Consider the following 23,797-nt stretch of genomic DNA (forward strand, 5'->3'; position numbering starts at 1 on the left):
CAATACTGCTTGGGTTTTTAAGAAACCCTAAACTTGGCTCAGCAATCTCAAATGACTATGTGATTTCTCGCATGGCCACTTGTAATGCTGATAATCTTTGTGACTATCAGTCCATACTCACAAGCACCCACACGAATTGCTTGATTCGATTTGTTAAAGAGCGTTTGGTTAAGAGCGTTTCGTCTCAACCGAGGCGCGCATTCTACGCTTTCCTCACTTGCTGTCAAGCGTTTATTTTGAAGTTTTTTGCGAGAAACTCGTTTAGCTTCAAACACTTGACTCGCTGCGATCTCTCGTAGCGGGAGGCGAATCATACAGCGTTTAGAAGCGCTGTCAACCATCATCTCAACCGCTGGCGACCTTTTGATCGTAGCCCTTTCAGCTCTTTCCGAACAACCTAACTTATTGAATTTCAAGAAGTTTGTCGTTCCGATGTCGCTGGAAGTGGGGCGCATTATAAGGGGATCCGAGAGGGCGTCAACCTTTAATTTCATTTATTTGAAATGTTCCAGGCGAAGACCTTATCAAGGCTACCAGGTGCTCGCCACTACACCTTCTGCGCCTGTGAGATCGAGCGCCGCACAGGCCCTTGCCCCCTCCCCTATCTCCGGCCAATTCTGGGCAGCACCCGCGCAACAGCAGGAACCCGCAACACCATCAACACAGCCCCAATACCCGCATAGATCGCCCACTCCCGCAGATCCGAGCGCACGATCCACAAGAAATGCAGCAACCCCAACCCAAGTATCACGTACACCAACCGATGTAGCTTCTTCCAACGCGCCCCCAACCGCCGCTGGCTATACCGATTCGAGGTAACGGCCAGGGCCAGCAACCCAAGAAACCCAAGCGCCCCCACAATAATGTAAGGCCGCTTGCGCAACTCCACCGCCAACTGCCCCCAGTCCAGCCCAAGGATAAAGAACAGGTAAGCCAGGATGTGCAGCACGATATAGGCGAACACCCACAACCCCAGTTGCCGGCGCACCACGATCCAACCCGACCATCCCGTCAGCTTCTGCAGCGGCGTCATGCCCAAGGTAACCAGCAGGAAGGTCAGCGCCCCGAGCCCAAGCCGGTCCATCATGATCTTTCCAGGATCAGGCCCTAGCAGATTCATCGCCGCCTCATACAACCACCAGGCCGGGAACAGGCACCCCACGATGAAGATGGCCAGGCGAAACCAGGGGTAACGCATCAATAGTTCTTCCGCAGATCAAGCCCGGCATACAGCGACGCCACTTCATCGGCATAGCCATTGAACATCTGGGTTTCTCGCACATTGGGACTGAACAGCCCGCTGGGCAGCCGCCGCTCACGCGCCTGACTCCAACGGGGGTGGTCGACCGTCGGGTTCACATTGGCATAGAACCCATATTCATCCGGCGCCAACCCTTCCCAGGTGGTGCCGGGTTGCTCCGTCACCAGGCTGATACGCACGATCGACTTGATGCTCTTGAAACCATACTTCCACGGCACCACCAGCCGCAACGGCGCGCCATTCTGGTTGGGCAGCTCCCGGCCATACATGCCAACCGCCAGGATCGCCAAAGGATGCATCGCCTCATCCAGACGCAAGCCTTCTCTATAAGGCCAGTCGATCAGGGCGAACCCCGAACGCTGCCCCGGCATGTGCTCCGGGTCTTTCAGGGTTTCGAAGCGCACATAGCGCGCCTTGGACGTCGGCTCTACCTGCTTGAGCAACTGCGCCAACGGGAAGCCCAGCCACGGAATGACCATCGACCACGCCTCCACGCAACGCAGCCGGTAGATGCGCTCCTCAAGCTGGTACGGTTTGACGAAGTCTTCCAGTGCATAGCGCCCGGGCTTACCCACCTCGCCATCGACCACAACGCTCCACGGTTCGGTTTTCAGGCTATCGCCCTTGGCCGCCGGGTCGCCCTTGTCGGGCCCGAACTCGTAGAAGTTGTTGTAGTGGGTGGCATCCTTGAACGGCGTGATTGTCTCACCCTGGACCGTTACTGCCTGCCATCGGGTGGCCGCGAGTTTTTCACTGAACCAGCCAGGCGCCCTGCCAGCTTCGACATCGGCGTAACGGCTGGTTTCAGCTGCGCGCGCCATGCTCGGCAAGGCGCCCAGCGCCAGGCCGGCCAACGAGCCACCCAGCAGGGTACGACGGGAGAGGTAGATGCCTTCGGGGGTGATCTCCGATGCCTTGCACTCGGAAGACCTGGAAAGCTTGATGAGCATGAGCGGCTCCACAGCACTGGATAACGGATGTACCAGTAAGACTATGGAGCCGGCGGGTTATTCCTGCATTAAATGATTGTCACGCTTTGCGACGGCGTGCCTTGAGCAGGAACTGGATCGGCCCCGAAGCCGCATAGGCGAGGAAGATCAGCAGCAGGATACGCGGCGGGTCGCTGAACACCACGGCAAACACCAGCACCACGGCCAGGATAGCCACGAACGGCACACGACCCTTGAGGTCCAGCTCCTTGAAGCTGTTGTACTTGATGTTGCTGACCATCAGCATGCCGGCAGCAGCCACCAGCAGCGCCACCAGGAACGACAGCTTGGAGCCCTGGATGCCGTAGTCACTGAACGCCCACACGGTACCCGCGACCACGCCCGCGGCAGCTGGGCTGGCCAGGCCGATGAAGTAGCGCTTGTCAGCGGTGCCGACCTGGGTATTGAAGCGTGCCAGACGCAGTGCTGCACCGGCCACATAGATGAAGGCGACCATCCAGCCGACCTTGCCCATGTCGCCCAGCGCCCAGCCAAAGGCCAGCAAGGCCGGAGCCACACCGAAGGCGACCATGTCCGACAGCGAGTCGTACTCGGCACCAAAGGCGCTCTGGGTGTTGGTCATGCGCGCGACACGACCATCGAGGCCGTCGAGCACCATGGCCACGAAGATGGCGATGGCAGCGAAGGCAAAGTACTTGCTCGCCTCGCGCGGGTCACCGGCGCTCAGTGCGCTCTGTGCGCTCATCGAGCTGATGATGGAATAGAAACCGGCAAACAGGTTGGCGGTGGTAAACAGGTTGGGCAGCAGGTAGATGCCACGATGGCGCACCTTGCGCCCTTCGGCGTCATGCCCTTCTTCAACGTGCTCATCGACAGGTAGCAGGCTTTCGGCGTCGGAGGGCTTGTTCGGCTCTTCGGGACGTTCGCTCATGGAGGGTACCTTGCAACAGGATGGAAAATGTTCGACACGGGCCTGCAAAACAGGTTCTGACGGCAGGCCACTGGTCTGCTTTATACCAGAAGCGGACTGTCAGAACGAAAAAACGCGGCCGAAGCCGCGTTTTTCATCTTTCGACAAGACTTAGTTCTTGGTCTTGTCGACGATTTTGTTAGCCGAGATCCACGGCATCATCGAGCGCAGTTGCTCACCGATGATTTCGATGCCGTGAGCGGCGTTGTTGCGACGCTTGGCAGTCATCGATGGATAGTTGGTAGCACCTTCGGAGATGAACATCTTCGCGTACTCGCCGTCCTGGATGCGCTTCAGGGCGTTGCGCATGGCCTTGCGGGATTCTTCGTTGATGACTTCCGGACCGGTTACATACTCACCGTACTCGGCGTTGTTGGAGATCGAGTAGTTCATGTTGGCGATGCCGCCTTCGTACATGAGGTCAACGATCAGCTTCAGTTCGTGCAGGCACTCGAAGTAGGCCATTTCCGGCGCGTAGCCAGCTTCGACCAGGGTTTCGAAACCGGCCTTGACCAGCTCTACGGTACCGCCGCACAGAACAGCCTGCTCACCGAACAGGTCGGTTTCGGTCTCGTCCTTGAAGGTGGTTTCGATGATGCCGGTACGGCCGCCGCCTACGCCCGAAGCGTACGACAGGGCAACATTCTTGGCGTTGCCGGAGGCATCCTGGTAAATGGCGATCAGGTCAGGGATACCGCCGCCCTTGACGAACTCGGAGCGAACGGTGTGGCCCGGGGCCTTCGGCGCGATCATGATCACGTCGAGGTCGGCACGTGGAACAACCTGGTTGTAGTGGATCGAGAAGCCGTGGGAGAAGGCCAGGGTAGCGCCCTTCTTGATGTTCGGCTCGATTTCCTGCTTGTACAGTTGGCCTTGGAACTCGTCCGGGGTCAGGATCATGACCAGGTCGGCAGCAGCGACGGCAGAGGCAACGTCGGTCACTTTCAGGCCATGGGCTTCTGCCTTGGCAACGGTGGCCGAACCTTTACGCAGACCGATGGTGACATCTACACCGGAGTCCTTCAGGTTGCACGCCTGAGCGTGGCCTTGGGAACCGTAACCGATGATGGCGACTTTCTTACCCTGGATGATGGAAAGGTCGCAGTCTTTATCGTAGAAAACTTTCATGAAAATACCCCTGGTTATATCTCGGCCCCTGCGGAGCCATCGCTAATTTTTTTGAATTTAGATGCTGAGCACTTTGTCGCCACGGGCAATGCCGGTAACGCCGCTGCGCACGGTTTCGAGAATCGATGCAGTGCCGATCGCCTGGATGAAGCTGTCCAGTTTGTCGCTGGTGCCGCTCAGCTGCACGGTGTACACGCTGGCAGTCACATCGACGATCTGGCCACGGAAGATATCCGTGGTGCGCTTGATCTCGGCGCGCTGGGCACCGGTGGCCTTGACCTTGACCAGCATCAGTTCACGCTCGATGTGAGCGCTTTCCGACAGGTCGACGAGCTTGACCACTTCGACCAGCTTGTTCAGGTTCTTGGTGATCTGTTCGATCACTTCGTCATGGCCAACAGTGGTCAGCGTCAGACGCGACAGGGTCGGGTCTTCGGTCGGCGCCACGGTCAGGCTTTCAATGTTGTAGTTACGCTGGGAGAACAGGCCGACCACGCGGGACAACGCACCTGGTTCGTTTTCCAGCAGCAGGGAAATGATGTGCCGCATATCAGGTACGCTCCGTCTTGCTCAGCCACATGTCACGCATCGAGCCATCCTTGATCTGCATCGGATAGACGTGCTCACTGCGGTCAACCGCGATGTCGATGAACACCAGGCGGTCCTTCATCGCAAACGCTTCTTCCAGCTTCGGCTTGAGGTCCTTCAGGCTGGTGATGCGGATACCCACATGGCCATAGGCCTCGGCCAGCTTGATGAAGTCAGGCAGCGACTCGACGTACGAGTGCGAGTGACGACCGTTGTAGGCCATGTCCTGCCACTGGCGGACCATGCCCAACACACCGTTGTTCAGGTTGACGATCTTCACCGGCAGGCCGTACTGCATGCAGGTGGACAGCTCCTGGATGTTCATCTGGATGCTGCCTTCGCCGGTCACGCAGGCCACGTCCTGGTCCGGGAAGTTGAGCTTGACGCCCATCGCCGCCGGGAAGCCGAAGCCCATGGTGCCCAAGCCACCGGAGTTGATCCAGCGGTTCGGCTTGTTGAAGCGGTAGTACTGCGCCGCGAACATCTGGTGCTGGCCCACGTCGGAGGTGACGAAGGCATCGCCATTGGTCACTTCGCACAGGGTCTCGATGACTTTCTGCGGCTTGATGACATTGCCGTCGCCCTTGTCGTACGGGAACAGCTCGCCATTGCCGCGCCATTCGTCGATCTGCTTCCACCAGGCGTCCAGCGACGCCTTGTCAGGCTGCTCGCCGATTTCCTTGAGGATGCCAAGCATTTCGCTGAGCACGCTGTCGACAGGCCCGACGATCGGTACGTCGGCCTTGATCATCTTGGAGATCGACGCCGGGTCGATGTCGATATGGATGATCTTGGCGTTCGGGCAGAACTTGGCCGGGCCGTTGACCACGCGATCGTCAAAACGGGCACCGACGGCGAAGATGACGTCGGCATGGTGCATGGCCATGTTGGCAGTGAAGCTGCCGTGCATGCCGAGCATGCCGAGGAACTGGCGGTCGGTACCCGGGAAGCCCCCCAGCCCCATCAGGGTATTGGTGACCGGCAGGTTCAGCGACTTGGCGATTTCGGTCAGGGCTTCGGAGCCACCACCGAGGATCACGCCGCCACCGGAGTAGACGATCGGGCGCTTGGCCGCCAGCAGCATCTCGGCAGCCTTGCGGATCTGGCCGGAGTGGCCGCGTACCGCCGGGCTGTAGGAGCGCAGCTTGACCTTTTTCGGGTAGACGTATTCGAACTTCTCGGCCGGGTTGGTCATATCTTTTGGAATGTCGACCACGACCGGACCTGGGCGACCGGATTGCGCCAGGTAGAATGCTTTTTTCAGAACTTCGGGGATTTCACTGGCATGTTTGATCATGAAGCTGTGCTTCACGATCGGCCGCGAAATACCGATCATGTCGGTTTCCTGGAAGGCATCGGTGCCCACCATGGTGCTAGGCACCTGGCCGGACAGGATGACCATCGGAATCGAATCCATGTAGGCGGTGGCAATACCGGTAATGGCATTGGTCGCGCCCGGGCCGGAGGTCACCAGCACCACGCCGGCCTTGCCGGTGGCGCGGGCGTAGCCGTCCGCCATATGGGTAGCTGCCTGCTCATGACGAACCAGGATGTGCTCGACTTCCGGTTCCTTGAACAGCGCGTCGTAAACATGCAGGAGAGCACCACCAGGGTACCCGTAGATGTGCTTAACGCCTTCGTCACGCAAGAAGCGGACGACCATCTCAGCGCCAGATAAAAGCTCCACGTTGTTCACCTCTAAAACGCCAGAATACCGCCCTCACTGGACGGGTCTTAATAGGTTTACTGCCAAGCAGAGCATGAGCGAACGTCAGCACTGACTGAGCAAGTATTGGGAGCACCCCAGAGTGTTGCGGGGTTTTCCCACCCAGCGCGAGGTAACGCGTTGCGGGGTGTAACAGGTCGGCGCGGGTGTGCGCCTCATGATCTGCTTAGCGGGTCTGCTTCTGGCAGTCCCTCTACAGCGGAGATTGGATTCTTCTGATTCGGCGCCAACAAGTCAAGAAAAATTATTGCCAATTTTTCCCCAAGATGAATTCCTGCCACCACTAAAAATCGCTTCAGCAGCAGAATAAATAACATTTCTACAAAAAAGGGCCACAATCTGCGGCCCTTGAAGGAAAAACTGAAGAAATCAGGCGGAAGGAGCAATCAATTGGTCAAATGCTGCCAACAGGCGCCGTAGCTCACGACTTTGTTCTGGCCGGTCGGTAAACACGGTTTCGGCCATTACAAGGATGCCTGATGCATTGGGCAGCGGGTGGCCCAGCTCGATGATGATCTTCATGCGCGGCAGGAAGATCCATTGCAACCACTGCTCGAAACTGAGGGTGTCGACTGCAAAAGGCACCGTACTGGCCAGTGCCTCGTCGCTTGGCGGCTCGTCATCCCACCAGCCTTGCACTTGCAGCTCACGCTCGATCAACAGCAGGTGGTCGGCAACATCCAGAATGCGCTGCTCGATCATCACGAATTGACCCGTGCCTTTTGCCGGGCCAGTGCTGCACCAGCGCTGTCACCCTGCTTTTCGCGGGCCTGGGCAATGGTGTTCCACAGCTCGGCCTGAAGGCTCGGGCGGCCGTTGGCGTAAGTCAGGGCACGACGTGCCAACTGCTCGGCCTGCGGTGCATCGCCTTGCGAAAGACGCACCTGGGCCAGGCGGTAAAGCACCTGCGGCTCGCGCGGGGCAATGCGCTGGGCACGCTCCAGGCTCGAGGCGGCACCGTTGAAGTCACCACTGCCCTGCTGGGTTTTCGCGGTGGTCAGCAGCGCCAGCACCGGGCCGTCCAGCTGCTCGTCGGCCGACAAGCCACCTGCAGCTGCGCTGCTACGCGGTATACCAGTTGGTGCGCTGGTGGTTTGCGGGGCACTGTTCATCGCCGCGATATCGAAAGGTTCGTCGGCGATCGGGTTGGGGTTGGTGGTCATCGGTGCCGAAGTGACAGGCCCTGTGGTGATCGGCCCCGGAGTGATCGGGGAGGTGCTGATCGGCGCTGCGCCATTGGCCGCCGGGAATGTCTGAATGCCCGAGGCGCCAGCGCCCTGCGGGATCATCACGGTGACGCCGGAGTCTTCAGGCAGCGTTTGCGCCTGTGCGGTGCCCGCGCTATAGCCACCCGCAGAGCGGTTGGCCGTCACGCGTTCGCTGTTGGACACGCGGGTGCTCGAGTCGACCACCGGAATATTGCCACGCGGGACGCTGGCGCACCCCTGGAGCACCGCCAGCGCCGTCACGGCAGGAAACAGCCACTTGTTCACGTCACACCTCATCAATGCAGCCTGTGCTTAATTCATCCAGCCCTTGACCCAGTCCATGACCGATTCAACTGGATCCTGCTCACCGCCACAGGTCGCGCCGGCGGGCGGTTCACTGCCGCGAATATACGGCATCTGCACCGCTCCCGGACAGCTGCCATCAGACCCGTGGCCACTGTACGGGTCGATCCAGGCCTGCACCACGTTGTCCGGTTGCGGCATGTCCAGCGGCAGCGGGTCGGCCTTCTTCATGAAGCTGGTCCACACCTGCAAGGCACCGGTGGCACCGGTGAATGGCGTCTTGCCGTTATCGTCACGCCCCATCCATACAACGGCCAGCAGGTCCTGGCTGAAGCCGGAGAACCAGCTATCGCGCGAATCGTTACTGGTACCGGTCTTGCCCGCCAGGGTGAGATTGCGCGGCAAAGTGTTGTACACCGAGCGGCCGGTACCTTCGCGCATCACCCGCTGCATGGCGTTCTGCACCAGGTAGATGGCCCCCGGGTCGAAGGTTTGCTGGATCTGGAACGGGTAGCGCTTGAGCGGCTCGCCCTCGGCGGTGAGCACGCTGCGGATACCGCGCATCGGGGTGTTGAAGCCGCCATTGGCGATGGTCTGGTACATGGTTGCGACCTGCATCGGCGACATGCCACCGGCACCCAGCAGCATGGCCGGGAAGGCTGGCCAGTCGACATTCACCCCCAGCCGGCCAATGGTCTTGATCACGTTAGGCACACCCACTTCCAGGCCGATCTTGGCAGTCGACAGGTTGTAGGAGTTGGCCAGCCCCTGGTACAGGTAGATGGTGCCATGCGGGCGACGATCGTAGTTCTGCGGGCGCCAGACCTGGCCGTCGGCACCTTTGACCGAGAACGGCTCGTCCTGCACCCAACTGGTCAAGGTGTACTTGGTCGGTTGTTCCAGCGCGGTCAGGTACACCGCCGGCTTGACCAGCGAACCGATCGGCCGCACGGCATCAATGGCGCGGTTGAAGCCGGCGAAGCCGGCCTGGCGGCTGCCGATCAGCGCCTGCACCTCACCGGTTTCCGGATTGGTCACGACCATCGCCGACTCAACCTCGTCCGCCCCCTTGCGCCCCGCGAGGCGCTTGAAGGTCTCGCTCATCGAGGTTTCGGCCTTCATCTGCAGGATCGGGTCGAAGCTGGTGAAGATGCGCAGGCCTTCTTCGGTCAAGTCTTCATCGCGGTAGTCCTGGCGCAGCTGACGCTTGACCAGGTCGAGGAAGGCCGGGAATGAGCTGTCTGCCAGGCTGCCGCGCTTGGTCACGCCCAGCGGCATCTTCTTCGCTGCATCGACTTCTGCCTGGCTGGCCACGCCCTGCTCGGCCACCAGGTCGAGCACCAGGTTGCGGCGGGCCAGGGCGCGGTCCGGATAGCGACGCGGGTTGTAGTAGGACGGCCCCTTGACCATGCCCACCAGCAGAGCGATCTGGTGCAATTTCAGCTCCGACAGCGGTTGGCTGAAGAAGAACTGGCTGGCGAGGCCGAAGCCGTGCACCGCCCGCTGACCATCCTGGCCGACGAACACCTCGTTGAGGTAGGCCTCGAGGATCTCGCGCTTGTCGTAGTGCAGTTCCAGCAATACGGCCATCATCGCCTCGGTCAGCTTGCGGCTGAGGCTGCGCTCGCTGGTGAGGTAGAAGTTCTTCACCAACTGCTGGGTCAGCGTGCTGCCACCCTGGCGCATGGAACCTGCCGAGGTATTGACCCACATGGCTCGGGCGATGGACTTGGGCGACACCCCGAAGTGGCTGTAGAAATCACGGTCTTCCGTCGCCACCAGGGTTTCGAGCAGGTACGGCGGTACTTGGTCGATCTTGATCAGGATGCGGTCTTCGAGGTTTTTCGGGTAGATACCGCCGATCATCAGCGGCTCCAGGCGCACTACATCGAGCGTCTTGCCGTTGGCGCCGGAAAGGCCCGCCACATAATCGCCAGAGAAGCGCACACGCACGAACTGCGCCGGCTCCATGCCCTCGTAGAACTGGAAGCCACGGGTATTGAGCTCGACGGTATTGCCGTTGACTGCCGCCGCGCCCGGGCCGTTGGCCGCGCTTTCACGCCGGTAGCCGAGGGCGTCCAGCTCGGTGAGGAAGTCGTTCTTGCTCAGCTTCTGGCCGGTGAACAGCTCCAGCGGCCGGGCATACACCTTGGCCGGGATGGTCCAGCGCTTGCCGGAAAACTTTTCCTGGACAACGGCATCGAGGTAAACCGCGAAGCCGGCGACGATCACCAGGCCGACCAGGCTGAGCTTCAAAGCCCAGCCCAGCCAGGCGCGGGAGCGGCCGGTCGGGCGTTTCTGAGGGGTACGGGGATTTCGGGTTCGGGTCATGGCGGCGGATTATACGCACTTTATAAAGGCTGGGCAGACGCCCCCGGCGGTAGGCAGGGACGGCACCATTGACCATAATGGCGCATTCGAATTCCCTGCCCCCGGAAGGATTTCCCGTGAGCCAAGCCCTTATCACTGCGTTGCAGAACCCCGCCCTGTACCCTCACCCCGTGGATGGGTTCCAGCTCATCGAGACGCATATCTCCTGGGTCCTGCTCACTGGCGAGTATGCCTACAAGATCAAGAAGCCGATGAACTTCGGCTTCCTCGACTTCACCGGCCTGGACCAGCGCCAGCATTTCTGTAACGAAGAATTGCGCCTGAACCAGCGCCTGACCGACGGCCTGTACCTGGAAGTGTTGCCGATCACCGGTAGCGTCGACGCGCCGCAGATCGGTGGTGAAGGCGAAGCCATCGAGTACGTGCTGAAGATGCGCCAGTTCCCCCAGGGGCAGATGCTCAACACCCTGCAGGCCAATGGCGAACTGAATGCCGCGCACATCGACCAGATGGCCCGGCAGATCGCCGAGTTCCACCTGCAGGCCCCACGCGTTCCGGTGGAGCACCCGCTCGGCACGCCGGACAGCGTGATGGCGCCTGTGGAACAGAACTTCGAGCAGATTCGCCCGTTCCTCAGCGACAAGGCCGACCTGCAGCAACTCGACGCCCTGCAGGCCTGGGCACGCAGCAGCTTCGAGCGCCTGCATGGCCTGCTGGAAAAGCGCAAGGCCAATGGTTTCATCCGTGAATGCCACGGTGACATCCACCTGGGCAACGCCACCCTGATCGACGGCAAGGTGGTGATCTTCGACTGCATCGAGTTCAACGAACCGTTCCGCCTGACCGATGTGTACGCCGACACCGGCTTCCTGGCCATGGACCTGGAAGACCGCGGCCTGAAATGCCTGGCCCGCCGCTTCATCAGCCAGTACCTGGAACTGACCGGCGACTACGAAGGCCTGGAACTGCTCAACTTCTACAAAGCCTACCGCGCGCTGGTGCGGGCCAAGGTTGCACTGTTCAGCATGCCAGCCGATGCCGATGGCGTGCAGCGCGCCACCACCCTGCGCACCTACCGCAACTATGCCAACCTGGCGGAAAGCTACAGCGCCATCCCGTCGCGCCTGCTGGCCATTACTCACGGTGTTTCGGCAGTGGGCAAAAGCCACGTCGCCATGCGCATGGTCGAGGCCTTGGGAGCCGTCCGCGTGCGTTCGGATGTGGAGCGCAAACGCCTGTTCGGCGAACAGCAGCAGGCTGACGCTGGCCAGCTGAGTACCGGCATCTATGGCCAGGACGCCAGTGTCGCGACCTACCAGCGCTTGCACGAGGTGGCGGCGACCGTGCTGCGAGCCGGCTTCCCGGTGGTGCTGGATGCCACCTACCTCAAGCGCGATCAACGCCAGGCCGCGGCGGACATCGCCAGCCAGACCGGCGTGCCATTCCTGATCCTCGACTGCCATGCACCGGATGCGGTCATCGCCAGCTGGCTGGAGCAGCGCCAGGCAGAAAACACCGACCCGTCGGATGCCACCCTGGAAGTGGTCAAGGCCCAGGAGGCCAGCCGTGAGCCGCTGAGTGCACAAGAGCTGGTGCAGAGCACCCGTGTCGATACCCAGAGTGCAGGGAGCATGGACCAGGTGATCGAGCAGATTCGCCAGCGCTTGCCTGGGCTGTAAGGTCAGCGTTTTCCTGTGCCGGCCTCTTCGCGGGTAAACCCACTCCCACGGACAGGTACTGCGTCAGTCGTGAGACTTGCAGAGAACCTTGTGGAAGCGGGTTTACCCGCGAAGAGGCCGGCACAGGACATCTCGTCGCCCCCTATGGCAAAAGGCCGCGCATTTCCCATCCCCCGCTACACTCCTCTCTGACCTGCTCGCGATTTATCCCCCAATCCCCGTTCAGCCATCGCAAGGAGGCTCGATGAACGATGAATTGCAGCATCTGAAGAACCTTGGCAAGACCTCTGCGCAGTGGCTGCATGCAGCCGGCATCCACAGTGCATCGGATCTGCGCCGCCTGGGCGCGGTAGGTGCGTACCAGGCCGTGAAGACACGAGGGTTCCGCGCATCGAAGGTGCTGTTGTATGCCATTGAAGGCGCCCTGCTGGACATGCACTGGAACGATTTGCCGCTGGAGCGCAAAGAGGCGCTCAACCAACAGCTGGATGCGAAAAGCCCTGCGCAAAAAAATCAGAAATAATCTCAGGAAAGGATTGACGACGAAATGAGAATAGTTATGATTATCACAACTGGTCGCGAGACTGGTTGGATAAGCTAAGAGCCCCTGGTTCGGACTCTCAGATTATCTCCTCATCAGGCTAATCACGGTTATTGACCCGGCAATTTGCCGGGTCTTTTTTTGCCTTTTGCAGCCTTGTCACCGCAGTTGCGCGCAATAGTCCTGCTCCGGCGTCGCTGCCGTGTACCACACAAAATCAGCCTCGCCTGCCTCAACCTGCTCACCGACCTCTGCCAGAAGCAATACCTTGCCCTCCCCCTGCGCTTGCAAGTCAGCCAGGTGCAACGGCACACCCAAGTCCTTGCGCACGTGATAAGCCCCGGCCAGCAGCACTGCCGGCTGCGGTGCAGCCAGCAACCGCTCGGCCATGCGCCGGTCGCGCTGTTGCTGCACAGCCAGCATTGCCGGCAGCTGGCTTTCTGGCAGCATCCCGCAATGCCCAGCACGTACATGCTCCAGCAAGGCGGCCTTGACCGCCGGCGCATTGGAGCGTTCGCCAGGTAACGAGGCCGGCTGACGATAAGCCTGGCGCATCTCGCCGGTTGATAGGTTGGCGGCCAGCAAAGGCACCCGCTGCTGCAAAGCCTCAGTCACGATTGGCCCGTACATCTGCCAATCCCAGCCGTCCTGCCAAGCCAGAGCCTTGGGCAAATCTGCCGGCAAAGGTTGCCCCGCGAGCTTGTCCAGCAGCGGTTGCTGCTCGGGCTGCAGCATTTCCAGCAGCAGGCTGCCCTGCACACGTTGGCCTTGCAGGGCGCGCAGCAGCCACAACTGCAGTGCGTGATGATCGGGGTTGTCGTGTTTCTCGCCGACCAGCACCCGGGGGGCGGCAGACAGGTGCTGCACCAGTTGCTCAGGGCTGATCAGCTGGCCATTGGCGAGATCGACGATATGCCCCAGCTCGGCATGGCTGCGCCCCTCACTGCTCTGCCAGGCGGGCAGCGGTGGCAGGTTGGCCTGGCAGCCACCCAGTACCAGCACCAGGCACAGCGAGAAAGCGGACAGCAGCGGATGTCGCATGGGCAGTACCTCCATTCATGGTCTGCACCAGCACTTGTAGGAGCGCACCAGCGTTAGCGTGTGATGATCAGCGGATGCCCACGCTCTGGGTGCGTCTGTACCAGCACATCGATCCCGTATACCGCCTTCAAAGCCGCTGGCGTCAGCACTGCTGACGGTGCGGCAAAGGCATGGCAGCGCCCGTGCTCCAGCAGCAGGATACGGTCACAGTAGCGCGCCGCCAGGTTCAAGTCATGCAGGATCACCAGCACCGCGGCGCCACGCTCGGCAAAGCGGCGCACGGCCTCCAGGGTGGTGTGCTGGTGCAATGGGTCGAGCATCGAGGTCGGCTCGTCGAGTAGCAGCGTGGTACCCGCCTCGCCCGGCCACAACTGCGCCAGCACCCGAGCCAGGTGCACCCGTTGCCGCTCGCCGCCAGACAACGCCAGGTAACTGCGCTCCACCAGGTGCCAGGCATCCGCCGTCCGCAAGGCCGCCTCGACGATTTCCGCATCGCGCCGCTGCCCGGTGCCATGAGGCATGCGCCCCATGCCAACCACTTCCTCGACCCGGAACGAGAACCCCAGGCTGGACACCTGCGGCAATACCGCCAGGCGCCTGGCCCGTTCCTGCCCCGCCCAGTCGGCCAGCGGCCTGCCCTTTAGCGTCACCTGCCCGCGATCAGGTACCAGTTCACCACACAGAACATCCAGCAGGCTGCTCTTGCCCGCACCGTTGGGGCCGAGCACGCCCACCACCTGCCCCGGGCCCAGCTGCAGATGAATGTCATGCAGCACTTCGTTGCTGCCCCGCCGCAAGTACAGCCCCTCGGCTTGCAACATCAGCTGCGCCCTCGTATCAGCAGGAACAGGAAGAACGGTGCACCGATAAAGGCCGTGACGATGCCGATCGGCAGCTCGGCAGGCGCCACCAGCAGCCGCGCCGCCAAATCGGCGAACAGCATCAGCACTCCGCCCGCCAACAAGGAAGCTGGCAGCACCACACGGTGATCAGGCCCGGCCAGCAGGCGCACCAGGTGCGGTACCACCAGGCCGATGAAACCGATCAACCCGGCAGCCGCCACCGCCGCACCTACGCCCAGCGCCGTGCAGAACACCAGCTCGCGCTTGAGCCGCTCCACGTCAATGCCCAGGTGGCGTGCCTCCGACTCACCCAGCAGCATGGCATTCAACGCCTTGGCCCGCCGTGGCAGCCACACAGCCACGCCCGCAGCCACCAGCAGCAACGGCCACAGCCGCTGGTAACTGGCGCCATTGAGGCTGCCCAGGTTCCAGAAGGTCAGCGTGCGCAGCGTGGCGTCGTCGGCCAGGTAGGAGAACAGCCCCACGACAGCCCCGCCCAACGCGGTCATGGCCACACCTGCCAGCAGCATCGTGGCGACGTTGGTCTGGCCGTCGCGTCGGCCCAGACGATAGACCAGCGCAGTCACGCCCAGCCCGCCGATGAATGCACAAAGCGACAATAGGTAAGGCGCAAGCACATCCGGCATGCCGCCCAGCCAGCTGCCACCAACGATGGCCACCGCCGCGCCCACCGCCGCCCCGGCGGCAACCCCTACCAGGCCGGGGTCGGCCAGTGGGTTACGGAACAGCCCCTGCATCGCTACACCGGACAACGCAAGCACCGCGCCCACCGCCAACCCCAGCAAGGTGCGTGGCAGACGGATCTGGCCGAGGATCATCTCGGCCTGCTGCAGGCCGTCAGCAGCTATAGGCAGCCCCAGCAGGCGCAGGCCGGCACGCAGGGTATCGAACAGCGGCAGGCTGACCGGACCCAGGGCCAAAGACAACCACACCGCCAGGAGGCACGACAGGCTCAGGCAAACGAACAGCGTGCGTGGCTGGACCCGCTGTTTCATTGGGCGAGGCTGGCCTTGGCAGCCGGATAGAAGGTGGCGGCAAGCAACTGCAGTGTTGCCGGCAGGCGTGGTCCGAGCCCGCCGACCAACAGCGTCGGGTCAAGCGATACCAGACGCTTCTCCCGCACGGCGCGCGAGGCCGCCAGCGCGGGGTTTTCTTTCAGCAACGCCTGCAAGGCCCGCTCATCGGCCAGCGCCCGGTCGGAAAACACGATCACATCCGGGTCCAGCGCCGCCAGTGCTTCGCTGGAGAAATTCTTGTAGCCCTGATGTTCTGCCAGGTTACGCCCACCCGCCTGGTTCAGCAGCCAGTCACCGGCGGTGCCCTGCCCCGCAATCAGCGGCTTGGCACCGGCATGCCCGAGCAGCAGCAATACTCCTGGCGCCTTCTGCCCGGCCTGGGCCTGCCTGACCTCGGCCTGCAAGGCATCGAGCTGCTGGTGGTACCCCGACGCCAAGACCGCGGCCTGATGTTCTGCCCCCAGCAACTGCCCCAGGTGCTTGAGGTTTTCATCCACTGCCGCCAGTTCAGCCTTGCTGGAGAACAGTTCGACCCGCACGCCAGCCTTGCGGATTTGCGCCAGTACCGGTGGCGGCCCCATTTCCTCGGTGCCCACCAGCACATCCGGGCGCAGGCTGAGAATGCCTTCCGCAGACAACTGCCGCTGGTAGCCGACGCTGGGCAGTGACTTCAGCGATGGTGGGTGCTGGCTGGTGGTATCCACCCCCACCAACCGCGCTTCACCACCCAGCGCACTGATCCATTCGCTCAGTGCACCACCAGCGCTGACCCAACGCTGCGGCAGCTCGGCCGCCAGGGCCTGAGTGGGGAGCACAAGGCTCGCGCACAGGGCGAGCAAGGCGACGGGACGACGCATCATCGGGTTCCTTCTGCAGGCGGGCCGCGCGCCTTGTGGCGGGCGACGGAACTGCGCACCATAAGCAGCCGGGCGCAGCGAATGCGGGCCATTTGATAATTATTCGCATTGAAGCGTCAAGCCACCACTTGTTTCACGAGTCGTCCTTGCCATGCACTTCCTTTGTACCTCCCACGGTCTGCTCGAAGGCCAAAGCCGCGCCTTCAGCGTAGACGGCGTCGAACTGTTCGGCGTACGCCGCCAAGGCCAGGTGTACCTCTACCGCAACCGTTGCCCCCACCGCGGCATCCCCCTGAACTGGGCAGAAGATGCGTTTCTCGATGACGGCGCCAGCCTGATCCACTGCGCCCATCATGGGGCGCTGTTCCTGATCGAAAGCGGCGAATGCGTGGCCGGGCCGTGCGAGGGCGAGCAGCTGCAGGCCCTGGGCTGCCACGAGGACAGCCAGGGCATCTGGTTCAAGGGGTAAGCAGCACCGGCAGGCGACGGTCGATGACGATGCCTTCAGCGGCGTCCAGGCGCGTGCCGTAGGCCAGCACCTCCACCCCCTCCGCCACCGCTGCGCGCAGGGCTTGGGCATAGGCCGCATCGATTTCCTCGGCCGGGCGCACCGCGTCGATACCGGTCAGGTTCACGCAATACAGCTGCACCGCCCGCACGCCTTGCCTGGCCAGCTTCGCCAGCTCGCGCAGGTGCTTGGCACCGCGCTGGGTAACTGCATCAGGGAAGGCCGCGACCGTGCTGTCTGGGTAGCCCAGCGTCACGCTCTTGACCTCGACATAGGCCGGGGCACCATCGAACTCCAGGCGAAAGTCGATGCGGCTACCTTCGTCGCCGTAGGCCACTTCACGCCTTAAAGCACTGAAGCCTGCAAGTTCGACGATGATGCCGGCATGTAGAGCCTCTTCGACCAGTGTATTGGCCCGCCCGGTATTCACACAGGCCAGCCGCCCTTGCGGGGTTTCGCTGATTTCCCACGTGCCCGGGAGCTTGCGCTTGGGGTCGTTGGAGCGGCTGAACCACACCTGCCCGCCTTCACGCATGCAGTTGAGCATGGAGCCGGTGTTGGGGCAGTGGATGGTCAGTTGTTCGCCGCCGGGCAGTTCGATATCCGCCAGAAAGCGTTTGTAGCGGCGCAGCAGGCGGCCCTGTTCGAGTGGGGGATGGTACTGCATCAGCCTTGCCAGCTCCGCAGGCCGCGGGCAATCCGCTGCACCGCCTCTTCCAGGCGTGGCAGGCTCTGGGTGTAGGCAAAGCGCACGTGGTGGCCGGCCAGGTGTCGGCCGAAGTCCAGGCCCGGGGTGAAGGCCAGGTGCTCCGTTTCCAGGAAGTGCCGGCAGAAGGCGAACGCGTCACCGCCAAAGGCACTGATGTCGGCATAAAGGTAGAAAGCCCCTTGCGGCTCGACGGCAATGCGGAAGCCCAGTTCGCGCAGGGCGGGCAACAGGTAGTCGCGGCGACGGGCGAACTCGGCGCGGCGCTCCTCGAAAATGGCCAGGGATTCGGGCTGGAAACACGCCAGCGCGGCATGTTGGGCCATGCTTGGCGCACTGATGTACAGGTTTTGTGCCAGCTTTTCCAGGTCGGCCACCGCGCCAGGAGGCGCCACCAGCCAGCCAAGGCGCCAACCGGTCATGCCGAAATACTTGGAAAAACTATTCAGGACAAATGCCGAGTCGTCCACTTCCAGCACGCTGGGTGCGTCCATGCCATAGGTCAGCCCGTGGTAAATCTCGTCTACCACCAGATGGCCATGCCGTTCGCGGGTGGCGCGGGACAGGCTGGCCAGCTCGTCACGCCCCAGCACAGTGCCGGTCGGGTTGGCCGGCGAGGCGACCAGGGCACCGACCGTGTCCTTGTCCCAGTAGCGGTCGACAAGGCCGGCGGTCAGTTGATAATTCACATCCGGGCCCACCGGCACCAGCTGCGCCCCGCCCTCGACCAGGCGCAGGAAGTGGCGGTTGCACGGGTAGCCCGGGTCGGCCAGCAGCCAGTGCTTGCCTGGGTCGACCAGCAAGCTGCTGGCCAGCAGCAGCGCACCGGAGCCACCCGGGGTGATGAGGATGCGTTCAGGGTCGACAATCAGGCCATAACGCTGGCCGTAGAAACCGGCAATGGCTTCGCGCAGCGCCGGCAGCCCGCGAGCGGCGGTGTAGCGGGTGTGCCCGGCGGCCAATGCGGCCTGACCGGCGGCAACGATGGGCGCGGCTGTGGGGAAGTCCGGCTCGCCGATTTCCAGGTGGATCACATCGTGCCCGGCCGCCTGCAGCTCGTTGGCCCGAGCCAGCAGCGCCATGACGTGGAAGGGTTCGATGGCGCGGCTGCGCGCGCTGTAGGGGTGGGCCATGACCTTCTCTCAATTGGGTCTAAACTGGAGATTCTACCTCTGCACGCCACCGAACGTGCGGTTCGCGCCGTTGTCAATTACCAGGATCGGGCGGGGTAGCGCACCCCCGATCTATCTGGTAAGTTCGGCGGCTCGCAGTCGCAGGGCCGGCGGGTGCCGGAGATGGAGCAGCCTGCGCATTGGATCAGATGAGTGAGAGGCGGTCTATTCATGTCCACCGTAGAAAAGCAAAAAGCCCAGACCATGTACGGTGTCGAGCCCTACGTAGAAACCAAGGGTGAAGAGTACATGGGCGAGCCCATGAAACAGCACTTCACCAAGCTTCTCGGCGCCTGGAAGCGAGACTTGATGGAAAGTGTCGACCGCACTGTGGATCACATGAAGGACGAAGCAGCCAACTTCCCCGACCCGGCCGACCGTGCCAGCCAGGAAGAAGAATTCGCCCTGGAGCTGCGCAACCGCGATCGCGAACGCAAGCTGATCAAGAAAATCGACAAGACCCTCGAGAAGATCAAGGCCGATGAGTACGGCTGGTGCGAATCGTGCGGCATCGAGATCGGCCTGCGTCGCCTGGAGGCCCGCCCTACCGCCGACCTGTGCTTCGACTGCAAGGAAATCGCAGAGAAAAAGGAAAAGACGGTCGGCAAAGGCTGATCTTTCTTTCCACCTGAACGGGGCGCATCATGCGCCCCGTTTCATTTATATACCCAGCCTGACCATGACCGAATCAAGCTACATCGGGCGTTTCGCCCCCACCCCCAGCGGCTTCCTGCACTTCGGCTCGCTGGTCGCCGCCCTCGCCTCCTGGCTCGATGCCCGCGCCGTGAACGGCCGCTGGCTGCTGCGCATGGAAGACACCGACCCGCCTCGGGAAATGCCCGGTGCCCGCGATGCGATCCTGCAGACCCTGGAACGCTACGGCCTGGAGTGGGATGGCGAAGTGGTGTTCCAGAGCCAGCGGCACGATGCCTATGCCGCGGTCGTCGACCGCCTGTTCAACATGGGCCTGGCCTACGCCTGCACCTGCTCGCGCAAGCAGCTCGAAGGTTACAACGGCATCTACCCAGGCCTTTGCCGCAATGTCGGGCATGCTCGTGAAGGCGCAGCGATCCGCCTGCGCGTGCCAGAGCTGCTCTACCGTTTTACCGACCGGGTGCAGGGCGAGTTCCAGCAGCACCTGGGGCGTGAAGTGGGCGATTTCGTCATCCAGCGCCGCGACGGGCTGTATGCCTATCAGCTGGCGGTGGTACTGGACGATGCCTGGCAAGGTGTTACCGACATCGTGCGTGGCGCCGACCTGCTCGACAACACCCCGCGCCAGCTCTACCTGCAAGAGTTGCTGGGCTTCTCGCAGCCGCGTTACCTGCATATTCCGCTGATCGTGCAGCCGGACGGGCACAAGCTGGGCAAATCGTACCGCTCGCCGCCGCTGCAGGCGGACCAGGCGACACCGCTGTTGCTGCGGGCGCTGCGGGCGCTGGGGCAGGAAGCAGACCCCGAGTTGTTGCTGGCAACGCCAGCCGAAGTGCTGGCGATGGCGCGCAAGCAGTGGCGGCCCGAGGCGATTGCACAGCGAACCACGGTGCCAGAGGCCGATTTGCGCTGAGGCAGGCCCGGCCCTATCGCCGGCAAGCCAGCTCCCACAGGTACAGCACAGCACTCAGATCCTGTGGTGATCCTGTGGGAGCTGGCTTGCCGGCGATAGGGCCAGAACAGGCAACCCACCCCTCAAAAACAAAAGCCCAATAAATTCAACCTCTTGGCGAACCCTATGGATTCCCGCTAGCATCCGCCCAGCCATTTGCGCCAATAATAAGTCCAAGCCCGCAGCGCCCAACCATCGAGGCCAGCATGTACATCTATCGTTTGGTCCTGCTTCTGGTCGTGGGGATCTACCTGTTCTCCCCGGCCATCATGGACTGGTGGATCGAACCGACCGGAGCCTGGTATCGCCCTTACCTGCTCTGGCTGATCCTGATCGTCGTCACCTTCATCCTGCAGAGCCAACGAGATGCCGATGAGCTTTAGCCTGACCCAGATGATCCTGATCAGCGCCGCGTACCTGATGGTGTTGTTCGGCGTGGCCTGGATCAGCGAGCGGGGGTTGATCCCGCGCTCGATCATTCGCCACCCGCTTACCTACATCCTGTCGCTCGGCGTGTACGCCAGTGCCTGGGCTTTCTATGGCTCGGTGGGCCTGGCCTACCAGTACGGCTACGGTTTCCTTGCCTGTTACCTGGGGGTGTCCGGCGCGTTCCTGCTGGCGCCGGTGCTGCTCTACCCGATCCTCAAGATCACCCGTACCTACCAGCTGTCCTCACTGGCCGACCTGCTGGCGTTCCGTTTCCGCAGCACCTGGGCCGGGGCACTGACCACCATCATCATGCTGATCGGCGTGCTGCCCTTGCTGGCCCTGCAGATCCAGGCGGTGGCCGACTCGATAAGCATCCTTACCGGTGAGCCGGTCAAGGCACGGGTGGCCTTCGCCTTCTGTGCGCTGATCATCCTGTTCACCATCTTCTTTGGTTCCAGGCACATCGCCACACGCGAAAAGCATGAAGGGCTGGTGTTTGCCATCGCCTTCGAGTCGGTGATCAAGCTGCTGGCCCTGGGCGGTATCGGCCTGTACGCCCTGTATGGCGTATTCGGCGGCCCGCACGAACTGGAAGTATGGTTGCTGCAGAACCAGACCGCCCTGGCGGCTCTGCATACGCCCCTGCAAGAAGGCCCATGGCGCACCTTGCTGCTGGTGTTCTTCGCATCGGCCATCGTCATGCCGCACATGTACCACATGGCCTTCACCGAAAACCTCAACCCGCGCTCGCTGGTCAGCGCCAGCTGGGGGCTACCGTTGTTCCTGCTGCTGATGAGCCTGGCCGTGCCGCTGGTGCTATGGGCCGGCCTGCGCCTGGGCGCCACCACCAACCCCGAGTACTTCACCCTGGGCCTGGGGCTTGCCGCCAACAACCAGGCGCTGGCGCTGCTGGCCTACATCGGCGGCTTGTCGGCTGCCAGCGGGTTGATCATCGTCACCACCCTGGCGCTGTCGGGCATGGCCCTCAACCACCTGGTGCTACCGCTGTACCAGCCGCCGGCCGAAGGTAACATCTACCGTTGGCTGAAGTGGACCCGCCGCGCGCTGATCGTCGCCATCATCACCGCCGGGTTCATGTTCTACCTGACCCAGAACAACCACCAGAGCCTGGCCAACCTGGGCATCGTCGCCTTCGTGGCCACGTTGCAGTTCCTGCCGGGCGTGCTGTCGGTGCTGTACTGGCCGACCGCCAACCGCCGCGGCTTCATCGCCGGCCTGCTGGCCGGCACCCTGGTGTGGATGGTGACCATGCTACTGCCACTGCTGGGCAACCTGCAGGGCTTCTACATCCCGCTGCTGGACATGATCTACGTGCTGGACGACACCAGCTGGCACATGGCGGCCATCGCCTCGCTGGCGGCCAACGTGCTGCTGTTCACCCTGATCTCGCTGTTCACCAACGCAAGCAACGAAGAGGTCAGCGCCGCCGAAGCCTGCGCGGTGGACAACGTGCGCCGCCCGCAACGCCGCGAGCTGCACGCCGCCTCGCCACAGGAATTCGCCACCCAACTGGCCAAGCCGCTGGGCGCCAAGGCCGCACAGAAGGAAGTGGAACAGGCTCTGCGCGACCTCTACCTGCCGTTCGACGAGCGCCGTCCCTATGCCTTGCGCCGCCTGCGCGACCGCATCGAGGCCAACCTGTCCGGCCTGATGGGGCCGAGCGTGGCCCAGGACATGGTCGAGACCTTCCTGCCGTACAAGTCCGGTAACGAAAACTACGTGACCGAGGACATCCACTTCATCGAAAGCCGCCTGGAAGACTACCACTCGCGCCTGACCGGCCTGGCCGCCGAGCTCGACGCCCTGCGCCGCTACCACCGCCAGACCCTGCAGGAACTGCCCATGGGCGTCTGCTCGCTGGCCAAGGACCAGGAAATCCTGATGTGGAACAAGGCCATGGAAGAGCTCACCGGCATCGCCGCCAAGCACGTGGTCGGCTCACGCCTGGTCACCATCAGCGAACCCTGGCGCGGCCTGCTGCAAGGTTTCATCAATGTGCCCGACGAGCACCTGCACAAGCAGCGCCTTGCGCTGGACGGCCAGCCGCGCTGGCTGAACCTGCACAAGGCGGCCATCGACGAGCCGCTGGCCCCAGGCAACAGTGGCCTGGTGCTGCTGGTAGAGGACCTTACCGAAACCCAGGCGCTGGAAGACAAGCTGGTTCATTCCGAACGCCTGGCCAGTATCGGCCGCCTGGCTGCCGGCGTGGCTCACGAGATCGGCAACCCGATCACCGGCATCGCCTGCCTGGCGCAGAACCTGCGCGAGGAGCGTGAGGGCGATGGCGAAATCATCGAGCTGTCCAGCCAGATTCTCGAACAGACCAAGCGGGTATCGCGCATCGTCCAGTCGCTGATGAGCTTCGCCCATGCCGGCGGCAGCCACCAGAACAGCGAAGAGCCGGTATGCCTGGCCGAAGTGGCGCAGGATGCCATCGGTCTGCTGGCGTTGAATCGGCGCAATTTCGAAGTACAGTTCTTCAACCTCTGCGACCCTGAGCACTGGGCCGAAGGGGACCCGCAGCGCCTGGCCCAGGTGCTGATCAACCTGCTTTCCAACGCTCGCGACGCCTCGCCGCCCGGCAGCGCCGTGCGTGTGCGCAGCGAAGTCAGCGAGCACACCGTCGACCTGATCGTCGAGGATGAGGGCAGCGGGATCCCGAAGAACATCATGGACCGCCTTTTCGAGCCCTTCTTCACCACCAAGGACCCGGGCGAAGGAACCGGACTGGGGCTCGCTCTGGTCTATTCCATCGTGGAAGAGCATTATGGGCAAATCACCATCGACAGCCCGGCCGATATCGAACGGCAACGTGGCACCCGGATCCGCGTGACCCTGCCCCGGCATGTCGTAGCGACGTCCCCTGAAATTCGAGACCGTCGAGAGAATTGAA

At 62.4% G+C, this 23,797-nt stretch carries 22 protein-coding genes; 7 read left to right on the plus strand and 15 right to left on the minus strand.

The genetic code is table 11. The annotated features are described in order from the left end of the window. Window positions 1-601 precede the first annotated feature (601 nt). From msrQ to mrcB, 9 genes are all read right to left on the minus strand, one after another. Window positions 602-1,198 (minus strand): protein-methionine-sulfoxide reductase heme-binding subunit MsrQ, encoded by a 597-nt coding sequence (gene msrQ, locus CAF92_RS04760; protein ID WP_046613101.1) that lies wholly within the window; start codon window positions 1,196-1,198, stop codon window positions 602-604. After that, complete coding sequence (gene msrP, locus CAF92_RS04765; RefSeq protein WP_085599554.1) at window positions 1,198-2,211, minus strand: protein-methionine-sulfoxide reductase catalytic subunit MsrP; 1,014 nt, start codon at window positions 2,209-2,211, stop codon at window positions 1,198-1,200. The genes msrQ and msrP overlap by 1 nt, the downstream gene beginning before the upstream one ends. Before the next feature lie 79 nt (window positions 2,212-2,290). After that, window positions 2,291-3,142, minus strand: coding sequence for a CDP-diacylglycerol--serine O-phosphatidyltransferase (pssA, locus tag CAF92_RS04770; protein ID WP_003250045.1), 852 nt, complete (start codon window positions 3,140-3,142; stop codon window positions 2,291-2,293). A gap of 150 nt (window positions 3,143-3,292) precedes the next feature. Next, the gene (ilvC, locus tag CAF92_RS04775) at window positions 3,293-4,309 is read right to left on the minus strand and encodes a ketol-acid reductoisomerase (protein WP_013974255.1); all 1,017 of its coding nucleotides are present in this window, start codon (window positions 4,307-4,309) and stop codon (window positions 3,293-3,295) included. Between the two features lie 57 nt (window positions 4,310-4,366). Continuing rightward, window positions 4,367-4,858, minus strand: coding sequence for an acetolactate synthase small subunit (gene ilvN / locus CAF92_RS04780; protein WP_003250040.1), 492 nt, complete (start codon window positions 4,856-4,858; stop codon window positions 4,367-4,369). 1 nt (window position 4,859) lies between these two features. Beyond that, window positions 4,860-6,584, minus strand: a complete 1,725-nt coding sequence (locus CAF92_RS04785; protein WP_085599854.1) for an acetolactate synthase 3 large subunit — start codon at window positions 6,582-6,584, stop codon at window positions 4,860-4,862. 408 nt (window positions 6,585-6,992) lie between these two features. Continuing rightward, entirely contained in the window at window positions 6,993-7,325 is a 333-nt protein-coding gene (locus CAF92_RS04790; RefSeq protein WP_031324603.1) for a YqcC family protein, read from the minus strand. Further along, window positions 7,325-8,128 carry a M48 family metallopeptidase gene (locus CAF92_RS04795; protein ID WP_046613103.1) on the minus strand — a complete coding sequence of 268 codons (804 nt, stop codon included), beginning with the start codon at window positions 8,126-8,128 and terminating at the stop codon, window positions 7,325-7,327. Before CAF92_RS04795 ends, CAF92_RS04790 begins: the two co-directional genes overlap by 1 nt. A 15-nt stretch (window positions 8,129-8,143) precedes the next feature. Then, complete coding sequence (gene mrcB / locus CAF92_RS04800; RefSeq protein ID WP_023661650.1) at window positions 8,144-10,465, minus strand: penicillin-binding protein 1B; 2,322 nt, start codon at window positions 10,463-10,465, stop codon at window positions 8,144-8,146. A 116-nt stretch (window positions 10,466-10,581) separates the two neighbouring features. Between mrcB and CAF92_RS04805 the strand changes: the two genes are divergently transcribed. Beyond that, a complete protein-coding gene (locus tag CAF92_RS04805) occupies window positions 10,582-12,144 on the plus strand; it encodes a bifunctional aminoglycoside phosphotransferase/ATP-binding protein (RefSeq protein ID WP_085599556.1) in 1,563 nt (520 codons plus the stop codon). Window positions 12,145-12,388: 244 nt separating this feature from the next. After that, window positions 12,389-12,667 (plus strand): TfoX/Sxy family protein, encoded by a 279-nt coding sequence (locus tag CAF92_RS04810; RefSeq protein WP_013974260.1) that lies wholly within the window; start codon window positions 12,389-12,391, stop codon window positions 12,665-12,667. Between the two features lie 177 nt (window positions 12,668-12,844). Here CAF92_RS04810 and CAF92_RS04815 read toward each other — a convergent pair whose 3' ends face one another. From CAF92_RS04815 to CAF92_RS04830, 4 genes are read right to left on the minus strand one after another with little or no spacing between them, the layout of a single operon-like run. Continuing rightward, entirely contained in the window at window positions 12,845-13,726 is an 882-nt protein-coding gene (locus CAF92_RS04815; RefSeq protein ID WP_085599558.1) for a ChaN family lipoprotein, read from the minus strand. Window positions 13,727-13,779: 53 nt separating this feature from the next. Further along, on the minus strand, window positions 13,780-14,547 hold the full coding sequence (locus CAF92_RS04820; RefSeq protein WP_085599560.1) for a heme ABC transporter ATP-binding protein: 768 nt from the start codon (window positions 14,545-14,547) through the stop codon (window positions 13,780-13,782). Next, window positions 14,547-15,584 carry an iron ABC transporter permease gene (locus CAF92_RS04825; RefSeq protein WP_046613107.1) on the minus strand — a complete coding sequence of 346 codons (1,038 nt, stop codon included), beginning with the start codon at window positions 15,582-15,584 and terminating at the stop codon, window positions 14,547-14,549. The genes CAF92_RS04820 and CAF92_RS04825 overlap by 1 nt, the downstream gene beginning before the upstream one ends. Continuing rightward, window positions 15,581-16,465 (minus strand): hemin ABC transporter substrate-binding protein, encoded by an 885-nt coding sequence (locus CAF92_RS04830; RefSeq protein ID WP_085599562.1) that lies wholly within the window; start codon window positions 16,463-16,465, stop codon window positions 15,581-15,583. Before CAF92_RS04830 ends, CAF92_RS04825 begins: the two co-directional genes overlap by 4 nt. 148 nt (window positions 16,466-16,613) lie before the next feature. Between CAF92_RS04830 and CAF92_RS04835 the strand changes: the two genes are divergently transcribed. Next, window positions 16,614-16,931 carry a Rieske (2Fe-2S) protein gene (locus tag CAF92_RS04835; RefSeq protein ID WP_046613109.1) on the plus strand — a complete coding sequence of 106 codons (318 nt, stop codon included), beginning with the start codon at window positions 16,614-16,616 and terminating at the stop codon, window positions 16,929-16,931. On the opposite strand, the gene sfsA is transcribed toward CAF92_RS04835, so the two are convergent. After that, window positions 16,921-17,637 (minus strand): DNA/RNA nuclease SfsA, encoded by a 717-nt coding sequence (sfsA, locus tag CAF92_RS04840; protein WP_085599564.1) that lies wholly within the window; start codon window positions 17,635-17,637, stop codon window positions 16,921-16,923. The genes CAF92_RS04835 and sfsA overlap by 11 nt on opposite strands. Continuing rightward, window positions 17,637-18,809: a pyridoxal phosphate-dependent aminotransferase gene (locus tag CAF92_RS04845; RefSeq protein ID WP_085599566.1), complete on the minus strand. Its 1,173-nt coding sequence runs from the start codon at window positions 18,807-18,809 to the stop codon at window positions 17,637-17,639. The genes sfsA and CAF92_RS04845 overlap by 1 nt, the downstream gene beginning before the upstream one ends. A 210-nt stretch (window positions 18,810-19,019) precedes the next feature. Between CAF92_RS04845 and dksA the strand changes: the two genes are divergently transcribed. The 4 genes from dksA to CAF92_RS04860 all read left to right on the plus strand — a co-directional run bounded on the left by dksA (window position 19,020) and on the right by CAF92_RS04860 (window position 23,796). After that, window positions 19,020-19,463: an RNA polymerase-binding protein DksA gene (dksA, locus tag CAF92_RS04850; RefSeq protein WP_046613112.1), complete on the plus strand. Its 444-nt coding sequence runs from the start codon at window positions 19,020-19,022 to the stop codon at window positions 19,461-19,463. A 64-nt stretch (window positions 19,464-19,527) separates the two neighbouring features. After that, window positions 19,528-20,415 carry a tRNA glutamyl-Q(34) synthetase GluQRS gene (gluQRS, locus tag CAF92_RS04855; protein ID WP_085599568.1) on the plus strand — a complete coding sequence of 296 codons (888 nt, stop codon included), beginning with the start codon at window positions 19,528-19,530 and terminating at the stop codon, window positions 20,413-20,415. A 245-nt stretch (window positions 20,416-20,660) separates the two neighbouring features. Further along, window positions 20,661-20,837 carry a hypothetical protein gene (locus CAF92_RS26450; protein ID WP_003250005.1) on the plus strand — a complete coding sequence of 59 codons (177 nt, stop codon included), beginning with the start codon at window positions 20,661-20,663 and terminating at the stop codon, window positions 20,835-20,837. Further along, window positions 20,821-23,796, plus strand: a complete 2,976-nt coding sequence (locus CAF92_RS04860; protein WP_173015123.1) for a sensor histidine kinase — start codon at window positions 20,821-20,823, stop codon at window positions 23,794-23,796. Before CAF92_RS26450 ends, CAF92_RS04860 begins: the two co-directional genes overlap by 17 nt. Window position 23,797: the final 1 nt, after the last annotated feature.

This window comes from Pseudomonas sp. B10(2017) (genome assembly GCF_002113295.1).
GTDB lineage: Bacteria > Pseudomonadota > Gammaproteobacteria > Pseudomonadales > Pseudomonadaceae > Aquipseudomonas > Aquipseudomonas pudica.

What these genes read in the sequence shown, in the direction of transcription:
- ilvN (WP_003250040.1), bottom strand. Translation starts at nt 4,858, where the DNA reads ATGCGGCACATCATTTCCCTGCTGCTGGAAAACGAACCAGGTGCGTTG.
- CAF92_RS26450 (WP_003250005.1), top strand. Translation starts at nt 20,661, where the DNA reads ATGTACATCTATCGTTTGGTCCTGCTTCTGGTCGTGGGGATCTACCTG.
- sfsA (WP_085599564.1), bottom strand. Translation starts at nt 17,637, where the DNA reads ATGCAGTACCATCCCCCACTCGAACAGGGCCGCCTGCTGCGCCGCTAC.
- CAF92_RS04810 (WP_013974260.1), top strand. Translation starts at nt 12,389, where the DNA reads ATGAACGATGAATTGCAGCATCTGAAGAACCTTGGCAAGACCTCTGCG.
- CAF92_RS04790 (WP_031324603.1), bottom strand. Translation starts at nt 7,325, where the DNA reads ATGATCGAGCAGCGCATTCTGGATGTTGCCGACCACCTGCTGTTGATC.
- CAF92_RS04830 (WP_085599562.1), bottom strand. Translation starts at nt 16,465, where the DNA reads ATGATGCGTCGTCCCGTCGCCTTGCTCGCCCTGTGCGCGAGCCTTGTG.
- msrP (WP_085599554.1), bottom strand. Translation starts at nt 2,211, where the DNA reads ATGCTCATCAAGCTTTCCAGGTCTTCCGAGTGCAAGGCATCGGAGATC.
- pssA (WP_003250045.1), bottom strand. Translation starts at nt 3,142, where the DNA reads ATGAGCGAACGTCCCGAAGAGCCGAACAAGCCCTCCGACGCCGAAAGC.
- CAF92_RS04835 (WP_046613109.1), top strand. Translation starts at nt 16,614, where the DNA reads ATGCACTTCCTTTGTACCTCCCACGGTCTGCTCGAAGGCCAAAGCCGC.
- CAF92_RS04860 (WP_173015123.1), top strand. Translation starts at nt 20,821, where the DNA reads ATGCCGATGAGCTTTAGCCTGACCCAGATGATCCTGATCAGCGCCGCG.
- mrcB (WP_023661650.1), bottom strand. Translation starts at nt 10,465, where the DNA reads ATGACCCGAACCCGAAATCCCCGTACCCCTCAGAAACGCCCGACCGGC.
- CAF92_RS04845 (WP_085599566.1), bottom strand. Translation starts at nt 18,809, where the DNA reads ATGGCCCACCCCTACAGCGCGCGCAGCCGCGCCATCGAACCCTTCCAC.
- dksA (WP_046613112.1), top strand. Translation starts at nt 19,020, where the DNA reads ATGTCCACCGTAGAAAAGCAAAAAGCCCAGACCATGTACGGTGTCGAG.
- msrQ (WP_046613101.1), bottom strand. Translation starts at nt 1,198, where the DNA reads ATGCGTTACCCCTGGTTTCGCCTGGCCATCTTCATCGTGGGGTGCCTG.
- ilvC (WP_013974255.1), bottom strand. Translation starts at nt 4,309, where the DNA reads ATGAAAGTTTTCTACGATAAAGACTGCGACCTTTCCATCATCCAGGGT.
- CAF92_RS04815 (WP_085599558.1), bottom strand. Translation starts at nt 13,726, where the DNA reads ATGCGACATCCGCTGCTGTCCGCTTTCTCGCTGTGCCTGGTGCTGGTA.
- CAF92_RS04795 (WP_046613103.1), bottom strand. Translation starts at nt 8,128, where the DNA reads ATGAGGTGTGACGTGAACAAGTGGCTGTTTCCTGCCGTGACGGCGCTG.
- CAF92_RS04820 (WP_085599560.1), bottom strand. Translation starts at nt 14,547, where the DNA reads ATGTTGCAAGCCGAGGGGCTGTACTTGCGGCGGGGCAGCAACGAAGTG.
- gluQRS (WP_085599568.1), top strand. Translation starts at nt 19,528, where the DNA reads ATGACCGAATCAAGCTACATCGGGCGTTTCGCCCCCACCCCCAGCGGC.
- CAF92_RS04825 (WP_046613107.1), bottom strand. Translation starts at nt 15,584, where the DNA reads ATGAAACAGCGGGTCCAGCCACGCACGCTGTTCGTTTGCCTGAGCCTG.